At 66.3% G+C, this 18,985-nt stretch carries 22 protein-coding genes; all 22 read left to right on the plus strand.

All coding sequences use genetic code 11. From position 1 onward, the window contains the following. Positions 1-12: 12 nt before the first annotated feature. The gene (locus tag GPJ75_RS09040; RefSeq protein ID WP_163267293.1) at positions 13-378 is read left to right on the plus strand and encodes a hypothetical protein; all 366 of its coding nucleotides are present in this window, start codon (positions 13-15) and stop codon (positions 376-378) included. A gap of 155 nt (positions 379-533) precedes the next feature. Further along, the gene (gene flgB / locus GPJ75_RS09045; protein ID WP_159589155.1) at positions 534-911 is read left to right on the plus strand and encodes a flagellar basal body rod protein FlgB; all 378 of its coding nucleotides are present in this window, start codon (positions 534-536) and stop codon (positions 909-911) included. 4 nt (positions 912-915) lie between these two features. Then, positions 916-1,338 carry a flagellar basal body rod protein FlgC gene (gene flgC, locus GPJ75_RS09050; protein WP_163267295.1) on the plus strand — a complete coding sequence of 141 codons (423 nt, stop codon included), beginning with the start codon at positions 916-918 and terminating at the stop codon, positions 1,336-1,338. After that, the gene (gene fliE / locus GPJ75_RS09055; RefSeq protein WP_163267297.1) at positions 1,335-1,637 is read left to right on the plus strand and encodes a flagellar hook-basal body complex protein FliE; all 303 of its coding nucleotides are present in this window, start codon (positions 1,335-1,337) and stop codon (positions 1,635-1,637) included. The genes flgC and fliE overlap by 4 nt, the downstream gene beginning before the upstream one ends. An 11-nt stretch (positions 1,638-1,648) precedes the next feature. Continuing rightward, the gene (gene flgG / locus GPJ75_RS09060) at positions 1,649-2,437 is read left to right on the plus strand and encodes a flagellar basal-body rod protein FlgG (protein ID WP_163267298.1); all 789 of its coding nucleotides are present in this window, start codon (positions 1,649-1,651) and stop codon (positions 2,435-2,437) included. Between the two features lie 7 nt (positions 2,438-2,444). Beyond that, a complete protein-coding gene (flgA, locus tag GPJ75_RS09065) occupies positions 2,445-2,918 on the plus strand; it encodes a flagellar basal body P-ring formation chaperone FlgA (protein WP_163267299.1) in 474 nt (157 codons plus the stop codon). Then, positions 2,918-4,018 (plus strand): flagellar basal body P-ring protein FlgI, encoded by a 1,101-nt coding sequence (locus GPJ75_RS09070; protein WP_246249012.1) that lies wholly within the window; start codon positions 2,918-2,920, stop codon positions 4,016-4,018. The genes flgA and GPJ75_RS09070 overlap by 1 nt, the downstream gene beginning before the upstream one ends. A 9-nt stretch (positions 4,019-4,027) precedes the next feature. Then, complete coding sequence (locus tag GPJ75_RS09075; RefSeq protein WP_163267301.1) at positions 4,028-4,552, plus strand: MotE family protein; 525 nt, start codon at positions 4,028-4,030, stop codon at positions 4,550-4,552. Further along, the gene (gene flgH, locus GPJ75_RS09080) at positions 4,549-5,256 is read left to right on the plus strand and encodes a flagellar basal body L-ring protein FlgH (RefSeq protein WP_163267302.1); all 708 of its coding nucleotides are present in this window, start codon (positions 4,549-4,551) and stop codon (positions 5,254-5,256) included. Before GPJ75_RS09075 ends, flgH begins: the two co-directional genes overlap by 4 nt. A gap of 11 nt (positions 5,257-5,267) precedes the next feature. Further along, positions 5,268-5,774: a flagellar basal body-associated FliL family protein gene (locus GPJ75_RS09085; protein ID WP_163267303.1), complete on the plus strand. Its 507-nt coding sequence runs from the start codon at positions 5,268-5,270 to the stop codon at positions 5,772-5,774. Beyond that, complete coding sequence (gene fliP / locus GPJ75_RS09090; protein WP_163267304.1) at positions 5,771-6,508, plus strand: flagellar type III secretion system pore protein FliP; 738 nt, start codon at positions 5,771-5,773, stop codon at positions 6,506-6,508. Before GPJ75_RS09085 ends, fliP begins: the two co-directional genes overlap by 4 nt. Before the next feature lie 235 nt (positions 6,509-6,743). After that, positions 6,744-7,658, plus strand: coding sequence for a flagellin N-terminal helical domain-containing protein (locus GPJ75_RS09095; protein WP_163267305.1), 915 nt, complete (start codon positions 6,744-6,746; stop codon positions 7,656-7,658). A gap of 118 nt (positions 7,659-7,776) precedes the next feature. Next, positions 7,777-9,420: a flagellar basal-body MS-ring/collar protein FliF gene (gene fliF, locus GPJ75_RS09100; protein WP_163267306.1), complete on the plus strand. Its 1,644-nt coding sequence runs from the start codon at positions 7,777-7,779 to the stop codon at positions 9,418-9,420. Then, on the plus strand, positions 9,420-10,061 hold the full coding sequence (locus GPJ75_RS09105; RefSeq protein WP_246248988.1) for a hypothetical protein: 642 nt from the start codon (positions 9,420-9,422) through the stop codon (positions 10,059-10,061). The genes fliF and GPJ75_RS09105 overlap by 1 nt, the downstream gene beginning before the upstream one ends. Continuing rightward, on the plus strand, positions 10,058-11,362 hold the full coding sequence (locus tag GPJ75_RS09110) for a MotB family protein (RefSeq protein WP_163267308.1): 1,305 nt from the start codon (positions 10,058-10,060) through the stop codon (positions 11,360-11,362). The genes GPJ75_RS09105 and GPJ75_RS09110 overlap by 4 nt, the downstream gene beginning before the upstream one ends. Continuing rightward, complete coding sequence (locus tag GPJ75_RS09115) at positions 11,359-12,504, plus strand: chemotaxis protein (protein WP_163267309.1); 1,146 nt, start codon at positions 11,359-11,361, stop codon at positions 12,502-12,504. Before GPJ75_RS09110 ends, GPJ75_RS09115 begins: the two co-directional genes overlap by 4 nt. After that, positions 12,501-13,802: a flagellar hook-length control protein FliK gene (locus GPJ75_RS09120; RefSeq protein ID WP_163267310.1), complete on the plus strand. Its 1,302-nt coding sequence runs from the start codon at positions 12,501-12,503 to the stop codon at positions 13,800-13,802. Before GPJ75_RS09115 ends, GPJ75_RS09120 begins: the two co-directional genes overlap by 4 nt. Then, a complete protein-coding gene (locus GPJ75_RS09125; protein ID WP_163267311.1) occupies positions 13,771-14,322 on the plus strand; it encodes a lytic transglycosylase domain-containing protein in 552 nt (183 codons plus the stop codon). Before GPJ75_RS09120 ends, GPJ75_RS09125 begins: the two co-directional genes overlap by 32 nt. Before the next feature lie 125 nt (positions 14,323-14,447). Beyond that, a complete protein-coding gene (locus GPJ75_RS09130) occupies positions 14,448-15,119 on the plus strand; it encodes a response regulator transcription factor (protein WP_163267312.1) in 672 nt (223 codons plus the stop codon). Between the two features lie 84 nt (positions 15,120-15,203). After that, entirely contained in the window at positions 15,204-16,454 is a 1,251-nt protein-coding gene (locus GPJ75_RS09135; RefSeq protein WP_163267313.1) for a flagellar hook protein FlgE, read from the plus strand. A gap of 31 nt (positions 16,455-16,485) precedes the next feature. Beyond that, positions 16,486-17,934: a flagellar hook-associated protein FlgK gene (gene flgK / locus GPJ75_RS09140; RefSeq protein ID WP_163267314.1), complete on the plus strand. Its 1,449-nt coding sequence runs from the start codon at positions 16,486-16,488 to the stop codon at positions 17,932-17,934. A 2-nt stretch (positions 17,935-17,936) separates the two neighbouring features. Continuing rightward, a complete protein-coding gene (locus GPJ75_RS09145; RefSeq protein WP_163267316.1) occupies positions 17,937-18,977 on the plus strand; it encodes a flagellar hook-associated family protein in 1,041 nt (346 codons plus the stop codon). Positions 18,978-18,985 lie beyond the last annotated feature (8 nt).

Raw genomic sequence — 18,985 nt, forward strand, 5'->3', positions numbered from 1 at the left:
GGAATAATTTTAATGAAGAACCACCTTGCGCTTCTTGCCTGTCTCGCGCTTGCTGCGGGATGCGCGACGAAATCGACAGACATTGCTGCCAATTATGTTTCGGCCACCCAGTACCAGAACTATAGCTGCGCTCAGCTTGCGGAAGAGGCCAGGGCCGTTTCCGCCAAGGCGGCCCAGCTTTCCGGCACGCAGGATAGACGCGCCACGAACGACAAGTGGATCGTGGGGGCAGGCGTCATCGTCTTCTGGCCCGCGCTCCTCCTCACCAAAGGCAACGACCATCTCGCCGCCGAGCTTGGCCAGCTGAAGGGCGAGAAGGAAGCGATCGAGGCCGCAGCGCGCAAGAAGGGCTGCAGCATCCGCTTCAATCGCGGGTAAACCCTGGCCCAAGCGCCGTGCCCTTTTCGGGACATAAAGTACTTTGCAATTATTGACACCGGCCCGAAAACCGGGCCGGTGCGACATGCTGACGGACGCAAGGCCCACGCAAGACTGGCGACATAGCCTCGGATACAAATTCCGTGGGAGTCGCCATGCAACCCGTCAACCTGTTCGATCTGGCCACGCAGCAGGCGCGCTGGCTCTCGGTGCGCCAGGCGGCGGTGGCCGGCAACATCGCCAACATCAACACGCCCGGCTACAAGGCCATCGACGTAGAGCCGTTCGAGAACGTGCTTACCAACAGCCGCGTCGCCATGCAGGCAACCCACGCGGTGCACCAGAAGACCGGCGCGACCGCGGCCTCCTTCGCCCTCAACGAGCAGGAAGACCCGAAGCTCCTGCCGTCGGAAAACAGCGTCGTGCTGGAGGAGGAACTCGTCAAGTCCGGTGAGATCCGCCGCGCTTTCGAGCTCAACACGGCCATCGTCAAGGCCTTCCACCGCATGATGACCATGACGACGAGGAGCTAGAGGGATGGTCGACGCCCTTTCCACCGCCCTGAAAGTCGGCGGCTCCGGCCTCACTGCGCAGTCGGAGCGCATGCGCATCGTCTCCGAAAACCTTGCCAATGCCCAGTCGACCAGCGACATCCCCGGCGGCGATCCCTACCGGCGCAAGACCGTCAGCTTCTCCGCCGAGCTCGACCGCGCAACCGGCGGCAGCATGGTCGAGGTCTCGGCGATCGCCCGCGATCCGACGGCCTTCCCGGTCGAGTTCCAGCCCGGCCACGAGGCCGCCGACGAACTCGGCTACGTCAAGATGCCCAACGTGAACATGCTGGTTGAAATGGCCGACATGCGCGAGGCAAACCGCGGCTACGAGGCAAACCTGCAAACCATCAAGCAGGCGCGGGAGATGATTTCAATGACCATCGACCTGTTGCGGAGCAACTCATGATCACCGGCATCGGCAACATCGCCCCGCTTTCGGGCACGCAATCGATCTTTCCCGAAACGAGAACGGCAGAGGTCGCCACCGGCGACGCCTTCTCGGCCATGGTCACCGAGCTTGCCACCAACACGGTTACACGGCTCGAAAACGCCGAGGACCTGTCGCTCAAGGCGCTCGAGGGTGAGGCCGATACGCGCGCCGTGGTCGACGCGGTGATGAGCGCCGAACAGTCGCTGCAGGCGGCCATCGCCATCCGCGACAAGATCGTCAACGCCTATCTCGACATCAGCCGCATGGCGATCTGAGGAGCAAGCCCATGAAAGCCCTGTCCATCGCCGCCACCGGCATGAACGCCCAGCAGACAAACCTGGAAGTCATCGCCAACAACATCGCCAACATCAACACCACCGGCTTCAAGCGCGCCCGTGCCGAGTTCTCCGACCTGCTCTACCAGGTGGAGCGGCTTCAGGGCGTGCCGGAGCGGGCGAACCAGAACATCGTCCCGGAAGGCGCCAATATCGGCCTCGGCGTGAAGACGGCGGCCGTGCGCAACGTGCATATCCAGGGATCGCTCAACAACACCGGCAACAAGTTCGACGTGGCGCTGGTTGGCAAGGGCTGGTTCGAGATCGGCGGCGCGGATGGCGAGCCGCTCTACACCCGCGCCGGCGCCTTCAATACCAACGCCAACGGCGAGCTCGTCACCGTCGACGGCTTCCCAGTCATGCCGGCCATTGTCGTGCCGGAAGATGCGGTGGACGTCATCATCAACAAATCCGGCCAGGTCTTCGCTCGCATCGATGGGCAGAACGAGTTGCAGGAACTTGGGCAGCTCACGCTCGCCACCTTCTCCAACGAAGCCGGCCTCGCCCCCATCGGCAACAATCTCTTCCGCGAGACCGTGGCCTCCGGCCCCGCCAATGTCGGCGTGCCGGGCGATCCCGGCTTCGCCACCGTCGAGCAGGGCTATCTGGAAGATTCCAACGTCGACCCGGTGAAGGAGATCACAGACCTGATCTCCGCCCAGCGCGCCTACGAGATGAACTCCAAGGTCATCCGCGCGGCCGACGAGATGGCCGCCACCGTTACCCAGTCAATGCGGTAGGGCGATCATGCGCGGCGGCTTTCTCAAACGGCGTGTCTGGCTGGCGGGGCTCCTTGCGGCCCTGCCGCTCCTTTCCGCCCCTGCCGCCGCCCAGGAGACGGTGGTCGTCCCCGTCCGCGTGATCTATCCCGGCGAGACCGTCTCGGCCGACGTGCTGGACGAAGTATTACTGCGCCACCCTCGGAGCGGCATGGCGGCCATCGCCCGCCTGCCCGAGGACCTCGACGGCAAGGTCGCGCGACGCACGCTTCTGCCGGGCCGGCTGGTGCCACTGTCATCCGTACGCGAACCTTATCTGGTCGAGAAGGGCGCAGCCGTAACGGTGGTCTTCTCCGAAGGCGCGCTGACGATTTCCCTCTTGGCCGTATCGCTGCAATCAGGCGCCGCCGGCGACCTCGTCAAGCTGCGCAACGCCGACAGCGGCGCCGTCATCACCGGCATCGTCATGGGCGACGGCACCGTCAGGGTCGGCGCGTCATGATGCTGCGCGGCCTCGTTCTCGCGCTTGCCCTCATTGCCGCCGCCTTCCCCGCGGCGGCCGCTTCGCGCATCAAGGACGTGGCCGAGCTTCAAGCCTCGCGCGACAACCAGCTCGTCGGCTACGGCCTCGTGATAGGCCTCAACGGCAGCGGCGACAGCCTGCGCAACGCCCCCTTCACCGAGCAGTCCATCCGCGCCATGCTGCAGAACCTGGGCATCGCCACGGAAGGCGGTCGGGCGCGGGCGAAGAACGTGGCGGCCGTCATCGTCACCGCCAACCTGCCGCCCTTCGTGCAATCCGGCGCACGCATCGATGCCACGGTTTCCTCGCTGGGCGACGCCACGTCGCTGGCCGGCGGCACGCTGGTGATGACCCCGCTGCGCGCCGCCGACGGGGATATCTACGCCGTGGCGCAGGGCCCTGTCGTCGTCTCCGGCTTCAGCGCCGAGGGCCAGGCCGAGACGCTGACCCAGGGCGTGCCGACAGCCGGCCGCGTGCCCAACGGCGCCATCATCGAGCGCCACGTCGCCGCCTCCTTCGATGAAATGCTGATGCTCACGCTGCAGCTCCGCAACCCGGATTTTTCCACCGCCGTGCGCATCACCGACACCATCAACGCCTACACCGACCGGCGCTTCGGCGCTCGCCTCGCCGCCGAGCAGGACTCGCGAACCGTGGTGATCCGCAAGCCGAAGGGAGTCTCAGCCGCGCGCTTCTACGCGGAGCTGGAAAACCTCATGGTGGAGGCCGATGCCCCGGCGCGCGTCGTCGTCGACGAGCGCACGGGCACCGTCGTCATAGGCAACGACGTGCGCATCTCCCGCGTCGGCATCAGCCACGGCGCGCTGACGGTGCGGGTGACGGAGATGCCGCGCGTCGTCCAGCCGGAGCCCTTCTCGCGCGGCGAGACGGAAATCGAGCCCTTCACCGTCATCGAAGCCGACCAGCCCGACGCCAATGTAGCCGTGCTCGACGGGCCCGACCTGCAGACCCTCGTCTCCGGTCTCAATCGCCTCGGCGTGAAGCCGGACGGCATCATTGCCATCCTGCAGGGCATCAAATCCGCCGGCGCGCTGCAGGCCGAGCTTGTGCTGCAATAGGAGCGAGCGATGAAGAGGAGCTTCTGTGCAAGAACCGCAGCGCCGGCAGGACGGACAAGGCTGCCGCTGGCCGCTCTCGCCACCGTCGTTCTCCTGTCCGTGCCCGGCGCCCGTGCCGCCGATACAGCGAATGCGCCAGAGGACGAGGTGGAGCGTTTCTGCACCAACATCGCCGATGCCGCGCGCGACCGGCGCTACGCGCTGCAGGCGCAGGAGCTGGACGGGCTGCGCGGCGAGGTCGATGCGCGCATCGCCGCCCTTGAGGAAAAACGTGCCGAATACGAAGCCTGGCTCGCACGCCGCGACGCCTTCCTCGCCAGGGCCGAGGGCAACCTCGTCGAGATCTACTCCAACATGCGGCCCGACGCCGCCGCCGAGCGCCTGGCCGAAGTGCGGGCGGAGCTCGCGGCGGCCATCCTGATGAAGCTCGAGCCGCGCACGGCAGGCGTTATCCTCAACGAGATGAACAGCAAGGACGCCGCCGCCCTGACCACCATCATGGCAAGCGCGGCCCGTCCTGAGGATCCATCATGAAAAAGACCGCGGGCATTTCACTCCTCGCCGCCGCCCTGGCGCTCGGCGGCTGCGCCTCGACCGAGGAGCTGGGCAGGCCGTCGGCCCTCTCTCCCGTCGGCGCCGGCGCAGTGCCGACGATGCTGCCGGCCTATCACTATGCCGGCCAGCCGGCGCGGCCCATCACCCGCTATTCGCTGTGGAGCGACCGCCAGAGCCGTCTGTTCACCGATCCGCGCGCCCTCGCGGTGGGCGATATCCTCACCGTCGAGATCGTCATCAACGACAAGGCGCGGTTCAAGAACGAATCGGAGCGCTCGCGCCAGGTAAGCCGCAGCCTCGGCCTTGGCGGCTCCTTCAACACCGGCGGTGCCAGCGGCGCGGCCGAAGCCGAAGGCGAGATCGGCTCCGGCACCTCGACCACCGGCACTGGCGCCACCGAACGCTCGGAGGACATCAAGCTGGTGGTGGCGGCGATCGTGACGGAGAAGCTGCCGAACGGAAACCTGCGCATCTCCGGCACCCAGGAAGTGCGCGTCAATGCCGAGCTTCGGGTGCTCACCATCGCCGGCATCGCGCGCCCTGCAGACATCGGCCCCTACAACACCATCTCCTACGAGCGCATTGCCGAGGCGCGCATCTCCTACGGCGGCCGAGGCCGGCTCACCGAGGTGCAGCAGCCCCCCTACGGGCAGCAGATCCTCGACACCGTGCTGCCGTTCTAGAGGCGAGGAACATGGCGCTGGTCTCCCAGGAAGAACAGAAGAAAGGCCCCTCGCCCATCGTACAGGCGGCAGCGCTCCTGGTCGTGACCGCGCTCGCCGTCGGCATGGGATGGTACACGGGGGGGTATCTGGAAGGCCATCAGGCACCGGTCTCCGAACCCGGCACCATCAAGGACCAAGGCAGCGTCGAGAGCAAGGAAGAGCAGGTGGATGGCGAGGGCGAGGCCCGACCGGCGCCGACCGTCACCGTCCTCGATCCGATCACCGCCAATCTCGCCGACCCGACGGAGGTCTGGGTGCGCATGGAACTGGCGGTCGTCTTCGACGGCGAGCCGGACCCGGCGCTCGCCCGGGCGATCCACCAGGACCTCTTCGCCTACATGCGCACGGTCAAGCTGCGGCAGATCGAAAGCGCCAGCGGCTTTCAGTACCTCAAGGCGGACCTGCGCGAGCGCGCCCGCATCCGCAGCGAGGGCCGCGTCAGCGACGTTCTCGTCATAACCTTCATCTACGAATGAAGCGCCTCGGCCTTGCCATAGCGATCCTTGTCGCCGCCGCGGCTCCCGCCGCCGCGCAGACGTTCGACCTCGGTGCCCTCGCCGGCGATGCGAACGGGACGACCGTCGGCTACATCATCCAGCTCTTCGGCCTTCTGACGGTGCTGTCGATCGCCCCTGGCCTCCTCATCATGGTGACGAGCTTCACCCGCTTCGTCATCGCCTTCTCCATCCTGCGCGCCGGCATGGGCCTGCCGACGACCCCGGCCAACCTCATCCTCATCAGCCTGGCGCTCTTCATGACATTCTACGTCATGGCGCCGACCTTCGACCGGGCGTGGAACGACGGCATGCGCCCGCTGATGGATAACGAGATTTCCGAGGAAGTGGCGGTGGCGCGGATCGCCGAGCCGTTCCGTGCCTTCATGGCCGGCAATGTGCGGGAAGCAGACTACAACCTCTTCGCCGACCTGGCTGCCGAGCGCGGCGGGGTTGAGGTCTCCCCTCAAACAGCCGATCTGCGCGTCCTCATCCCCGCCTTCATGATCTCCGAGATCCGCCGCGGATTCGAGATCGGCTTCCTCGTCGTGCTGCCCTTTCTGGTCATCGACCTGATCGTCGCCACCATCACCATGTCCATGGGCATGATGATGCTGCCGCCAACCGTCGTTTCCCTGCCCTTCAAGATCCTGTTCTTCGTGCTTATCGACGGCTGGAACCTGCTCGTTGGCAGCCTCGTGCGCTCGTTCGCATAGATAGCAATTCCAGGAAAAGCGGAAGCCGGTTTTCCCTCCGGAATTGCGACAAAACAAAAAGTTCACGAATAATTTCACCTGATTACGATTTGGTAGGAAGTTCCCCGCCATAAAGGGCGCCGAACGCATGGCGGGCTGATCTCGAACGAGCTCACAGGCATGATGCCGTCCCGCCATACCGGATCGCCCGGTATGTCCCTCAAAAATCTCCATTCGAATCAAAGGGGCACTTCCTATGTCCAGCCTTCTGACCAATGCGTCCGCCATGACGGCGCTGCAGACCCTGACCAACATCAACAAGGACCTCGCCACCACGCAGAACCGCATTTCCACCGGTCTGCGCGTGAACGAGGCGTCCGACAACGCCGCCTACTGGTCGATCGCCACCACGATGCGCTCGGACAACAAGGCCAACTCCGTCGTCCAGGACGCCCTCGGCCTCGCCGCCGGCAAGATCGACACCGCCTACACGGCGATGGACTCGGCCAAGGACGTGGTCGACCAGATCAAGGAAAAGGTCCTGCTCGCCAAGACGTCGAGCACCGAGGACCGCACCAAGATCCAGAGCGAGATCACTGCCCTGCAGGCGCAGCTCACCGAGGCCGCCTCGGCAAGCTATGCCGGCTCCAGCCTTCTGACCACCGACTCCACGGGTACCGCGACCGAGTTCAGTGTCATCTCCTCCTACAGCCGTGACGCTACCGGCAACGTCACGACCGGTGAGATCTCGGTGACGCTGGCCGACATCCGGCTGGTTGACAGCGGTGCCGACACTGGCATCCTCGACACCACGTTCACGACCACCGGCGCCGGCGCCGTCACGGCATCGGTCCTGACGCTCGACGTCACCGCGGCGGGCTTGGACGACACGGACTTCAACGAGATGCTGACCGGCGTCGAAACCGCCCTCAGCGACATCGCCACCGGCGCCTCCTCGCTCGGTGCCGCCAAGTCGCGCATCGATCTGCAGACGAGCTTCACCTCGGCGCTGATGGATGCCATCGACCGCGGCGTCGGCCAGCTCGTCGATGCCGACATGAACGAGGAGTCGACCCGCCTCGCCGCCCTGCAGACCCAGCAGCAGCTCGGCATCCAGGCGCTGTCGATCGCCAACTCCAACGCTCAGAGCATCCTGTCGCTGTTCCGCTAAGTTCGGGGAACAGCCCACCAAGCAGGAAGATGGGGCCGTCTCGTGCGGCCCCATTTCATTTTCGCACAAGCTTCGACCGCTAGTCTCGCCCCGGTTCATTGCTGGGAGTATCGGGGCGTTGCCGGAGCAGCTTCAGACCGTCGTCGAAAATCTGAAAAGCCTGGGGCCGCGGCGCCTCGCCATGATGGGCGGCGTCCTGGCGCTCGTCATGGCCGTCATCGTCGCCGGCGCCGTCTATCTCAACCGCCCCGCCTACGAGACGCTCTATGTCGGCCTGGAGCGTTCGGACGTGAACCAGATCGGCCTCGTGCTCGGCGAGGCGGGCATCGGCTTCGACGTGGTTTCGGACGGCACGGCCGTGCTGGTGCCGGCCGGCAAGACGGCGCAGGCGCGCATGCTCCTCGCCGAAAAGGGCCTGCCGACCAGCACCAACGCCGGCTACGAGCTGTTCGACAATGTCGGCTCGCTAGGGCTCACCACCTTCATGCAAGAGGTGACCCGCGTGCGCGCGCTGGAGGGCGAGATCGCCCGCACCATCCAGTCCATCTCCGGGGTGAGGGCCGCGCGCGTGCATATCGTCATGGCCGAGCGCGGCAACTTCCGCCGCGAGGAGCAGGAGCCCTCCGCCTCAGTCGTCATCCGCGCCTCCGGTCTCGACGGCGCCGACAAGGCTGCCGCCATCCGCTACCTGGTCTCCGCCGCCGTGCCGGGGCTGGAGGCGGAAAAGGTGACCGTGCTCGATTCCTCCGGCGCGCTGCTCGCCGCCGGCGACGATCCGGCCAACAACACCGCCCAGCGCTCCATCGGCATCGAGCGCACGGTGGAAACCCAGGTGGAAGAGAACATTCGCCGCGCGCTCGCACCCTATCTCGGCCCCGATAACTTCCGCGCCAGCGTAAGGGCCGAGGTCAACACCGACGCCCGCCAGGTGGAGGAGATCATCTACGATCCGGATTCGCGCGTCGAGCGGTCCGTGCAGATCGTGCGCTCCAGCGACAACGCCACCCAGGAGACGGCGGCCACGCCGACGACCGTCCTGCAGAACCTGCCGCAGGAGGAAACGCCGGCGGCCGAATTGCCCCGCTCCTCCGAGGAGAGCGAACGGCGCGAGGAAACCACCAACTATGAACTCAACACGAAACGCATCGCCACCACCAGCAACGGCTACCAGGTCTCCAAGCTCTCCATCGCCGTGGTGGTGAATGAGGCACGCCTTACCGCCATCCTCGGCGAGGGCGCCGCGCCCGATCAGGTAGAGGCGCGCATCGAGGAGATACAGGCGGTCGTGGCCTCGGCCACCGGCTTCAGCCAAGCACGCGGCGATGTGCTGAACGTCACCGCCGTCGAATTCATCGACGGGCTCGACGGGGTGGAGATCGCCGAGCCCGGCCCCCTGGCCTTCGTCAACCGGCACGCCGGCACGTTGATCAACGCCGCCGCCTTCGTGCTCGTCGCCTTCCTCGTCACCTGGTTCGGCCTGAAGCCGCTCGGCACCGCGTTGATGCGGCCGGCGGCCGTCGGCGAACTGGAGTCGGCCGCCGCGCAGCGCTCGCTGCCCAACCCCGCCGGCGAGCCGCGCCTGCCCACCGCCGGCGACGAGGAGGCGGACGGCCTGGAGATGGAAGAAGAGAACGAGGAGTTCCGGCTGAAGATCAGGCCGGCGCCCCAGGCGCGCCTCGCCCGCATGGTCGACCTTAGCGAGGAACGCACGGCCCACATCCTGCGCAAATGGGCACGCACCGAAGCGGAGGCCGCGGGCTGATGCCGGTTGTGGCCCTTGCCGACGCGCTGCCGGATTTCGGCGCCGGAGCATCCGCGCCCGGCAAGCGCAAACCCGCCGCGGACACTTTCGGAACGCTGCGGGAGGCGCCCCCGGCGCCAGCTGTGGCTACGGCCGAACGGCGGCCGACGATCGAGGAGATCGTTGCCAAAGCCGAGGCCACGCTCACCGAACGTCTGCAGCGCGAGCATGAAGAGAAGCTTGCTGCCGAGCGAGAGCGCCACGCCGCCGAGATGGAAGAGGCGATGACCCGTCTTGGCGAGGAAGCCGGTACTGCGGTTGCCGCCCGCTTCGCCGAAATGCAGCGGGAGGTAGTGGCGCTCACCAGCGCCGTGACGGCGCGCATCCTCGGCGTGGTGCTTACCGAAGACCTGCAGAAGCGCGCCGTCGACGAACTCGCGCGCATCGTCGAGGCGGCGCTGGAGGACCGTGAGGCGGTGCGCATACGCATCCGCGGCACCACGCTTCTGTGCAGCGCCTTGAAGGGCAAGCTCGGCGAGCGTGCTCAGCAGGTGGGCTTTACCGAGGCATCCGGCTTCGACCTGACCGCCGAGATAGACGAGAGCCTGTTCGAGACGCGCCTTGCCGAATGGTCCGAGGCGCTGGCCGAGGTTCTGTCATGAGCGTGGCCGACGGCGAGGAGCGCCACCCCGAGATCATCATCGTGCGCCGCGGCGGCGATGATGAGGACGAAGGCCATCACGGCGGCGTATGGAAGATCGCCTTCGCCGACTTCATGACGGCGATGATGTGCTTCTTCCTCGTCATGTGGCTCATCAACGCCGCCAACGAGCAGACGCGCGCTGCCCTCGCCAGCTATTTCAACCCCGTCAAGCTCATCGACCGCAACACCAACCGCAAGGGCCTGGAGGAGATCGGCCAGGGCCCGCAGGCAACGTCGAGCGACACCGACGCGGAAAAGATCACCGATGCCCCGGCCGGCGAAAACGACAAGACCTCCGGTCCCTCGACCTTCAAGAACTCGGCCGACCTCGCCGACACGCGCAAATATTCTGACCAGAACTTCTTCTCCAATCCCTATGCCGTGCTGGCCGAGATCGCTGCCGACATCGGCACTGAGCAGAACATCTCCGAAAAAGGCGAGGGCGGCCAACAGGACGCTGGCCCCTCCTCCGGTGCCTCCGGCGGCGAAGCCTACCGCGATCCCTTCGCGCCGGACTTCTGGTCGCAGCAGGTCGCCGTCCCGCGGATCGGCGTGGAGGGCGACCCCGATGAGGCCCGCGAGCAACCGGCTGGCGCCGACGCCGAAGCTGCCGAGACGGGCAAGCATCAGCTTGCCGCCGCCAACGCGGAGATCGAGCTGGAAAGCCGGCAGGAAGAGGCCACGTCACTCGCGCCCGTCCCTGAGGTGGAGCCGCTTGCAGCCCGACCGGAAGAACCCGAGCAGGCACGCAACGAGAAAAAAGCACGAGAAGCCGAACCGGACGTCAAAGCCACCGAGGCGCGCGAGAAGACCGCCGATGCGGTGCGCACCGAGATCATGGAGGCACTGGCGAGCGAAGGCCTCGACACCTCCGTCACCGTGACGTCGGGAGAGGACGGCGTGCTGATCTCCGTCACCGACGAAGTGAAAAACGGCATGTTCGCTGTCGGCTCGGCGGTGCCGGTGCGCCAGCTCGTGCTGGCCATGGAAAAGATCGGCCGCACGCTCGCAGAGCGCCCCGGCGCCATCCGCGTGCACGGCCACACTGACGCACGGCCGTTCAACAGCGGCGATTACGACAACTGGCGGCTGTCCACCGCTCGTGCCCATGCGGCGCAGTACATGCTGGTGCGCGGCGGCCTGGACGAAGGCCGCATCGCCGAAGTGGCGGGCTTCGCCGACCGGCGTCTGAAGCTGCCCGACGACCCGCTGGCCGACGCCAACCGCCGCATCGACATCCTCTTGGAGGTGCAGCGATGAAGCGGTATCTCGGCGCCATCGCCCTTGCCGCCATGCTGTCCGGCCAGGCCCTGGCCGGCGGGCTGCAACCCTTTCAGATGGTGCGTTCGCTGCAGCGCCTGCAAGACCGGATCGCCGACGGCGACCACGCCGCCCTTCCCATGCAGCGCAAGCTTCTGGGCATCATAGACGAGCGCCTGCGCGCAGCCGGGCCGGAGGAGTTCGACGACCCGCACAACTTCCACGCCCTCCTCGTCTACGGCGCCAGCGGCGGCAACCCCGCGACGCTGGACATGGCCGTCTCGCGCCTCGCCTTGGAGGGAATGGAACAGACATTGGGCGACGGCCTCGTGCGCTACGCCCGCGGCGATTTCTCCGGCGCGCGCGAAATCCTGCGCGACGTCGAGCCGCTGGATGTGACCGATGAGCTGTCGGCCCCGCTGGCGCTGGTGATCGGCTCACTCCTGGTGCAGGAAAACCCTTCGGGCGCGCTCCGCCTGTTCGACGAGGCCCGGCTCCTGAGCCCCGGCACGCTGATCGAGGAGGCGGCGCTGCGCCGCACCATCGCCGTCAGCGCGACGTTGCACGATGTGGACCGTTTTGCCCTGGCGGCATCGCAATATGTCCGCCGTTTCCTGCACTCGCCCTACGCCAGCCAGTTCGCCGAGGCCTTCGTCTCCGCCATCATCACCCTGCACGAAGAGGTCGACCTCGAATTGATCGAGGAGGTGGCAATGGAGATGAACACCGAGCAGGCGCACGTCATCTACCTGCGGATAGCCCGCCAGAGCGCCATCGAGGGCCACGAAAGACTGCTCGCCTTCGCCTCCCGCAATGCCGAGAAATACGTGGCCGGAGAGCAGGAGGAGAGCGACCCGCGCGCCATCCTCTACGCCAACGTCGCCTCCGTGAACTCGCAGAACGCGGGCGACGTGCTGGAGACGCTGAAGGGTATCGACGTGCGGCGTCTTTCCGCGAACGACCGGCGCTTGCTGAAGGCGGCGACTAAGATCGCCGAAAGGGTGGTGGCGCGCCCGGTCTCCCCGGAACCCATGGCGCAAGAAGAAACGCCGCCCGAGGATGGCGGGGACACCGCCTTCGTCGCCGAGACCTTGGAAAGGCTCCATGCGATCGACGCGCTGCTTCAGGAGGAGACACCATGACCGAGGCCGTGAAAGCCGCTGGCCTTGCCGCCATCTTCGGTGCGCGGGACGGTGCGCGCGGCTATAAGGGGTCTCCCCTGCAGGCACCAGCCTTCAGCGATGCCCTGCTGGAGGATGGAAACAAGATGCCGACCCTACTGCGGGAAACGGACGGCCACACATGGCGCCTCGCCGACCTCGCCGAAAAGCTCTCCCTCCCCTTGCAGCATGGAGCCGGCGCACCGGGGGAAGAAGGATTCGGTGAAGACAAAACCCTCGACATGCTGCCGGTGACGAAGAAAGCCGAAGCACCGGAGCATGAGGACGGAGAAACCAGCACCGCCCCCTCAACCGACGAAGCGAAAGAGGATGAAATCGCGACCGCGATGGATCCGGCGCGGCCAGACACGGCCATATCGGAGCGAAAGGCTGCAGGCTCCGAGAAGGCCGCCGCCACCTCCCCCTCGCCCGGTTCGTCCGATGCACCCGATACGAACGACGCGGCCCTCCTCCGCGACAGCGCGCCACCGGCCAGCATAACCACCACGGACAAGACAAACGCCCGGCAGAACCCGCAGGAACTCTCCTCTCTTCCCGAGGCCGACCAGCCGGCACCACCGCGCCTTACAGACAGCGCCGAGCCTTCCGCGAAGACCGACACACGCCCCGCCTCGACGCTGACGGCGCAGGACGGAGCCAGACAGGACAACCCCTCCGGCGGCAGCCGCCAGGACGCCGAGAGCGGCAAGCCGCCGGTGCGTGTGGTGAGCGTCCAGTCCGCCCCCGCGCCGGCCTCCCCCTTCGGCACGAGCCCCACGAGCGCCGCCCTCATCTCCACGCTCGAGGCCAGTCCGGCCTTCGCATCGGCCGCGATGGAAGCCGCCAACGCCATCGCCACCGGCACACAGCGCGCAAACGAAACCCTGCACACCCTGAAAATCCAGCTTCAGCCGGCCGAACTCGGCCCCGTGACGGCCCGTCTCAGCATTTCCGGCGACAAACTTTTGGTTGAATTGCAGGTCGAGACCGCGGAAGCCCGGCAGAAGCTGAATGCCGATGGCGAAGCCATGACGCGGGCATTGCGCGCGCTCGGCTACGAGGTGGATCGCGTGACGGTCCAGCAGGCGCCGGGCGGCACGAACGCCAACGCGGGCAGCGGCACGAGCGGCCGCGAACCCGGCTTCCAGTCGGCCGCCGACGAGGGACGGCAAGGCGGAGGCACCCGGGGTGAAGGCAACCGCAGCGGCGAACGGCACGGCACCCGCGGAAGGGACGAGGACCATCGCGATGCTGACGCGGGCCGCGGTCTTTATATCTAGCCTGCTCTTCTCGACCGCCCTCGCCGCGGCCAATCCGTGCGAGGCCGAAATCCTGCGCGCAGCGCAGAAATACGACGTTCCGCCCGGCATCCTCTATTCGGTAGGCCTTACGGAAACCGGCGTGAAAGGCAGCCTGCAGCCGTATGCGCTGAACATCGAGGGCAAGGCCGTCTTCGCCCGCAGCACCAGGGAAGCGGCAACGGAGTTCGCAAAGGCACGGGAGCGCGGCGCCAGGCTGATCGACCTCGGCTGCATGCAGATCAACCACCACTACCACGGCGACCGGTTCGGCAGCCTCGCCGAGATGCTCGACCCGCGCCGCAACGTCGACTACGCGGCCCGCTTCCTAGCCCAGCTGAAGCGGCGACACGGGACCTGGTCCATGGCCGTTGCGCGCTATCATGCCGGGCCCGACAACGATCCCGCGCAGAAGCGCTACCTGTGCCGCGTCATCGCCAACATGGTCGCCACCGGCTTCGGCGAGTGGACACCGCAAGCGCGCTCCTTCTGCCACTCCTGATTGAAGTCCCGATTCGCACCTGCGGATCAAAATATCCCTAAAGATTTATTACAAAAATAAATAGTTGTGCGAGATTCCTCTCACCGGGTACCTCTTGGTGGGGTAACTGATTCGGAGGCGGGCTGATGATTGTCGTTGTGGACGAACGCGAACTCGTAACCGATGGGTACACATCACTTTTCGGCCGAGAAGGCGTTGCCACCGCGGGTTTCGGGCCCGGCGAATTCGGCGAATGGGTGGAAACGGCGGCCGAAGACGACCTGAAGGCGGTCAGCGCCTTCCTCCTCGGCCAATGCGATACGCCGGAGAAGCCGGCGCGAAGCATCCGCGATAGGTCGAACGCGCCGGTCATCGCGTTGAGCGAGCAGAACTCCCTCGAAGACACGCTGAGGCTTTTCGAATACGGCGTCGACGATGTGGTGCGCAAGCCGGTGCATGTGCGCGAAATCCTCGCCCGCATCGCCGCCATCAGCCGCCGCACCCAGCAGCAGGACACGAGCTTCACCGAGGTCGGGCCGATGCGCATCTACGCCGACGGCCGTGACCCGGAGATCGACGGCGAGCCCCTGCCCCTGCCGCGCCGTGAGCGGCGCATCCTCGAATACCTCGCCGGCAACGCCTCCCGCCGCGTGACCAAGACGCAGATCTTCAACGCCATCTACGGCATCTTCGACGAGGAAGTCGAAGAGAACGTCGTGGAAAGCCACATCAGCAAGCTGCGCAAGAAACTGCGCACCAGGCTGGGCTTCGATCCCATCGAATCCAAACGCTACCTCGGATACCGGCTGGTCACCTGAGGCCGCGCAGGCGGCAGACCAGCTTCACGCAAGTCCCATCGGCTAGCCTTTGCCCCGAATGCGCAAAGCGACGAGAGGTCCGCGATGAGTCTGTATGGCATGATGAGAACCGGTGTGTCCGGCATGAACGGACAGGCCAACCGATTGTCCACGGTTGCCGATAACATCGCCAACTCCAGCACCAACGGCTACAAGCGGGCAAAGACCGAGTTCTCCACGCTGGTCGTCCCGAGCACGTCCGGCTCCTACAATTCAGGCGGCGTCACCACCTCGGTGCGCAATTCGATCTCCACGCAAGGCGTGCTGCAGTACACCACCTCGGTGACCGACCTCGCGGTCGAGGGCGACGGCTTCTTCGTCGTGCAGGATTCCGGTGGCCAGCCTTATCTGACGCGCGCCGGCTCGTTCGTCCTCGACGGCGAAGGCCGCCTTGTCAACGCGGCCGGCTTTCAATTGATGGGCTACAGCTACGCAAACGGCGAGCCCGCCCCCACGGCCAACGGCTATGCAGGCCTGGAGCCCATCACCATCGCCCAGGCGGAGCTCGTGGCATCGCCGTCGCGCAACGGCATCTTCGCCGGCAACCTGCCGCTCGACGCCGACATCGTCGCCGATCTGCCTTCGGGCAATGCGGCGACCGCCCAATACTCGGCCAAGACCTCGCTGGTCGCCTATGGCAACCGCGGCGAAGAGGTCCTGCTCGACGTCTATTTCACCAAGACGGCGGACGACACGTGGGAAGTCGCCGTCTTCGACCGGGCCGACGCGGCGCCCAACACCTCCTTCCCCTATGCCTCGGCGCCCTTGGCCACGCAGACCCTCACCTTCGATGCGACGACCGGCAAGCTCACAGGTCCAGCCACCGGCATCACCATACCGGTTCCGGACGGCGACAATCTGGAGCTCGACCTTTCCACCCTCACCCAGCTCGACTCGGACTTCGCCGTTGCCGATGCCAAGGTGGACGGCACGCCGCCGAGCGGTATCGAAAGCGTCGAGATCGGCACCGACGGCATCGTCTACGCGCAGTATGCAGACGGCTCCTTCCGCCCGCTCTACCGCATTCCGCTCGCCACCGTGCCGAGCCCGGACCAGCTACAGGTCGTCTCGGGCAACGTCTTTGCCGAAGGCGCGGAGTCCGGCGCCGTGCGCATCGGCTTCGCCGGCGAGGCGGGGTTTGGGAAGGTCGTCTCCGGGGCGCTGGAGAATTCCAACGTCGACATCGCCCAGGAGCTCACCGACATGATCGAGTCCCAGCGCAGCTACACGGCGAATTCGAAGGTATTCCAGACCGGTTCCGACCTCATGGAGCTTCTGGTGAACCTGAAAAGGTAATTGATGTGAAGAGGGGTCGAGAAAGGAAGCAATGTCGCTTACGTCCGCACTGAGTACCGCCCAATCGGCGCTGTTCAACACGTCGCGCCAAACCAGCATCGTCTCGCGGAATGTCGCCGAGGCCTCCAACCCCGACTATGCGCGCCGCTCCGGCATCACCACCAGCACGGCGCCCGGCGCCCGCATCAGCGGCATCCAGCGGGCGACCGACGACGTCCTCTTCCGGCAGAACCTTTCCGCCCTGTCCGGCTGGGAAGGCCAGTCCGCCCTGTCGCGGGGCCTCGACAGCCTGCAGATCCGGGTGAACGGCGTCGACAACGCCACCTCGCCGGCATCCGCGCTCACCAAGCTGCAGGAGGCGCTGCAGAGCTACGCCGCCGCGCCCTCCAACCGCACCGTGGCCGAAAGCGCGCTCGAAGCAGCGCGCGGCGTGGTCCGCTCCCTCAACAACGGAACCACCGCCGTCCAGTCCTTCCGCGCCGATGTCGACCGTGAGATCGCCATCTCCGTGGAAGAGCTGAACCGGCTCCTGGCCGAGTTCGAGGCCGCCAACAAGGAGGTGACCTCGGGCACCCGCACCGGCCGCGACGTTTCCGACGCGCTCGACCAGCGAGACGCGCTCTTGAAGAAGATCTCGGCCTATGTGCCGGTCTCCACCATCACCCGCGCCGGCAACGACATGGTCGTGCTGACGGCCGACGGCGTGACGCTGTTCGAAACCGTCGCGCGCCCCGTCACCTTCACCCCCAACGGCACCTACACCGCCGGTATGGCCGGCAATGCGATCTACATCGATGGCGTGCCGTTGACGGCCGGCAACGGCGGCAACACCACCGCCTCGGGCAGCCTGGCCGCAAACCTGCAATTGCGTGACGAGGTGGCGGTGGGCATGCAGCGCCAGCTCGACGAGATCGCCCGCGGTCTGATTTCCGCCTTCGCCGAGACCGATCCCGACGGCGTTCTTGCCGACGCGGCGGGTCTGTTCACCTGGCCCGGCGGCCCCGGCCTGCCAGCAGCCGGCGCGTTGGAGGATGGGCTGGCCGGCAATATCACGCTCAACGCCGCCTTCGAGGCCGACCCAACCTTGCTGCGCGACGGCGGCGCCAACGGCGCCGGCTATGTCCACAACACAGAAGGCGGCGCGTCCTACTCCGACCTCCTCAACGCCTATCTCGCCAAGCTCGATGAGCCGGCGGGCTTCGATCCGGCTGCCGGCCTCGGCGCCACGCTAAGCCTCACCGCTTTCTCCAGCCAGTCCATCGGCTGGCTGGAGAGCCTGCGCAAGGATGCAGCCACCGGCGTAGAGGCCAAGGAGGCGCTGGCCACGCACACCGCCACGGCACTTTCCAACGCCACCGGCGTCAACATCGACAAGGAGATGGCCCTGCTGCTCGACCTCGAGCACGCCTATGAGGCCTCGGCGCGGCTGATGAGCGTCGTCGACGAGATGCTGTACACACTGATGGAGGTCGCGCGCTAGCCATGAAAACCTCCTTCATCTCCACCTCCAGCATTTCGCAGACCCTGCGCTACCAGATGATGCGCATGCAGGTGGAACTAGCCGAGCGCCAGCAGGAGGCCACCACCGGCCGCGTGGCCGATCCCGGCGTGACGCTGGGCGCCCGCGCCGGCGTCAGCTTCTCCATGACGCGCGACATGGCGCGGCTGGACAGCCTGATCGATGCCAACGGCCTGGCCTCCGGCCGGCTCTCCGCCACCCAAAACGGCCTGGAGCAGCTCGGCGGCATCGCCCAAGACATGCTGGAGGCGCTGACGGCCGCATCTTCCGGGGACAGCGATCCGGAGATCATCCGCGCCAGCGCCAAGCAGGCGCTGGAATCGATGACGAGCATCCTCAACAGCAACCTGAACGGCGAATACCTGTTCGCCGGCATCAACACCGATGTGAAGCCGCTCAACGACTTCACCGATCCCGCTTCGCCCAACAAGGCGCAGTTCGATACGCTTTTCTCCGCCCATTTCGGCTTCGCCCAGACCGACCCCGCCGCCGAGAACATCACCGCCGCGGAAATGGCGGCGTTCCTCGATGACCTTGAGGCGAGCTTCATGGGCGCCGGCTGGAGCGATTGGTCCGAGGCCTCGGACCAGAAGATCACCAGCCGCATCACCCTTAACGAGACGGCCGAGACCTCGACCACGGCCAACGGCCCGGGCATGCGCAGGCTTGCCATGGCCACCGCGGCACTCACCGATCTGATGCAGATACCCCTTGACGACGAGGCGCTGCAGGCGCTCTACGGGCGCGCCACCGCGCTGGTCGGCGCGGCAGTCGCCGATTTCGCGCACGCGCAATCCGAGGTCGGCCTTGCCGAGACCCGCGTCGAGGAAGCCAGCGAACGCATCTCCTCGCAGATCGACCTGTTCAACACATTGGTCACGGATCTTGAAGGCGTCGACCCGTTCGAGGCCGCCACGAAGGTCAATGACCTCCTGACCCAGATCGAAACCGCCTACGCGCTGACCGCCCGCATCCAGCAGCTCAGCCTCTTACGATATCTGTGACGACATAT

This window comes from Chelativorans alearensis (assembly GCF_010993735.1).
Taxonomy (GTDB): domain Bacteria; phylum Pseudomonadota; class Alphaproteobacteria; order Rhizobiales; family Rhizobiaceae; genus Chelativorans; species Chelativorans alearense.

What these genes read in the sequence shown, in the direction of transcription:
- GPJ75_RS09040 (WP_163267293.1), top strand. Translation starts at nt 13, where the DNA reads ATGAAGAACCACCTTGCGCTTCTTGCCTGTCTCGCGCTTGCTGCGGGA.
- flgB (WP_159589155.1), top strand. Translation starts at nt 534, where the DNA reads ATGCAACCCGTCAACCTGTTCGATCTGGCCACGCAGCAGGCGCGCTGG.
- flgC (WP_163267295.1), top strand. Translation starts at nt 916, where the DNA reads ATGGTCGACGCCCTTTCCACCGCCCTGAAAGTCGGCGGCTCCGGCCTC.
- fliE (WP_163267297.1), top strand. Translation starts at nt 1,335, where the DNA reads ATGATCACCGGCATCGGCAACATCGCCCCGCTTTCGGGCACGCAATCG.
- flgG (WP_163267298.1), top strand. Translation starts at nt 1,649, where the DNA reads ATGAAAGCCCTGTCCATCGCCGCCACCGGCATGAACGCCCAGCAGACA.
- flgA (WP_163267299.1), top strand. Translation starts at nt 2,445, where the DNA reads ATGCGCGGCGGCTTTCTCAAACGGCGTGTCTGGCTGGCGGGGCTCCTT.
- GPJ75_RS09070 (WP_246249012.1), top strand. Translation starts at nt 2,918, where the DNA reads ATGCTGCGCGGCCTCGTTCTCGCGCTTGCCCTCATTGCCGCCGCCTTC.
- GPJ75_RS09075 (WP_163267301.1), top strand. Translation starts at nt 4,028, where the DNA reads ATGAAGAGGAGCTTCTGTGCAAGAACCGCAGCGCCGGCAGGACGGACA.
- flgH (WP_163267302.1), top strand. Translation starts at nt 4,549, where the DNA reads ATGAAAAAGACCGCGGGCATTTCACTCCTCGCCGCCGCCCTGGCGCTC.
- GPJ75_RS09085 (WP_163267303.1), top strand. Translation starts at nt 5,268, where the DNA reads ATGGCGCTGGTCTCCCAGGAAGAACAGAAGAAAGGCCCCTCGCCCATC.
- fliP (WP_163267304.1), top strand. Translation starts at nt 5,771, where the DNA reads ATGAAGCGCCTCGGCCTTGCCATAGCGATCCTTGTCGCCGCCGCGGCT.
- GPJ75_RS09095 (WP_163267305.1), top strand. Translation starts at nt 6,744, where the DNA reads ATGTCCAGCCTTCTGACCAATGCGTCCGCCATGACGGCGCTGCAGACC.
- GPJ75_RS09105 (WP_246248988.1), top strand. Translation starts at nt 9,420, where the DNA reads ATGCCGGTTGTGGCCCTTGCCGACGCGCTGCCGGATTTCGGCGCCGGA.
- GPJ75_RS09110 (WP_163267308.1), top strand. Translation starts at nt 10,058, where the DNA reads ATGAGCGTGGCCGACGGCGAGGAGCGCCACCCCGAGATCATCATCGTG.
- GPJ75_RS09115 (WP_163267309.1), top strand. Translation starts at nt 11,359, where the DNA reads ATGAAGCGGTATCTCGGCGCCATCGCCCTTGCCGCCATGCTGTCCGGC.
- GPJ75_RS09120 (WP_163267310.1), top strand. Translation starts at nt 12,501, where the DNA reads ATGACCGAGGCCGTGAAAGCCGCTGGCCTTGCCGCCATCTTCGGTGCG.
- GPJ75_RS09125 (WP_163267311.1), top strand. Translation starts at nt 13,771, where the DNA reads ATGCTGACGCGGGCCGCGGTCTTTATATCTAGCCTGCTCTTCTCGACC.
- GPJ75_RS09130 (WP_163267312.1), top strand. Translation starts at nt 14,448, where the DNA reads ATGATTGTCGTTGTGGACGAACGCGAACTCGTAACCGATGGGTACACA.
- GPJ75_RS09135 (WP_163267313.1), top strand. Translation starts at nt 15,204, where the DNA reads ATGAGTCTGTATGGCATGATGAGAACCGGTGTGTCCGGCATGAACGGA.
- flgK (WP_163267314.1), top strand. Translation starts at nt 16,486, where the DNA reads ATGTCGCTTACGTCCGCACTGAGTACCGCCCAATCGGCGCTGTTCAAC.
- GPJ75_RS09145 (WP_163267316.1), top strand. Translation starts at nt 17,937, where the DNA reads ATGAAAACCTCCTTCATCTCCACCTCCAGCATTTCGCAGACCCTGCGC.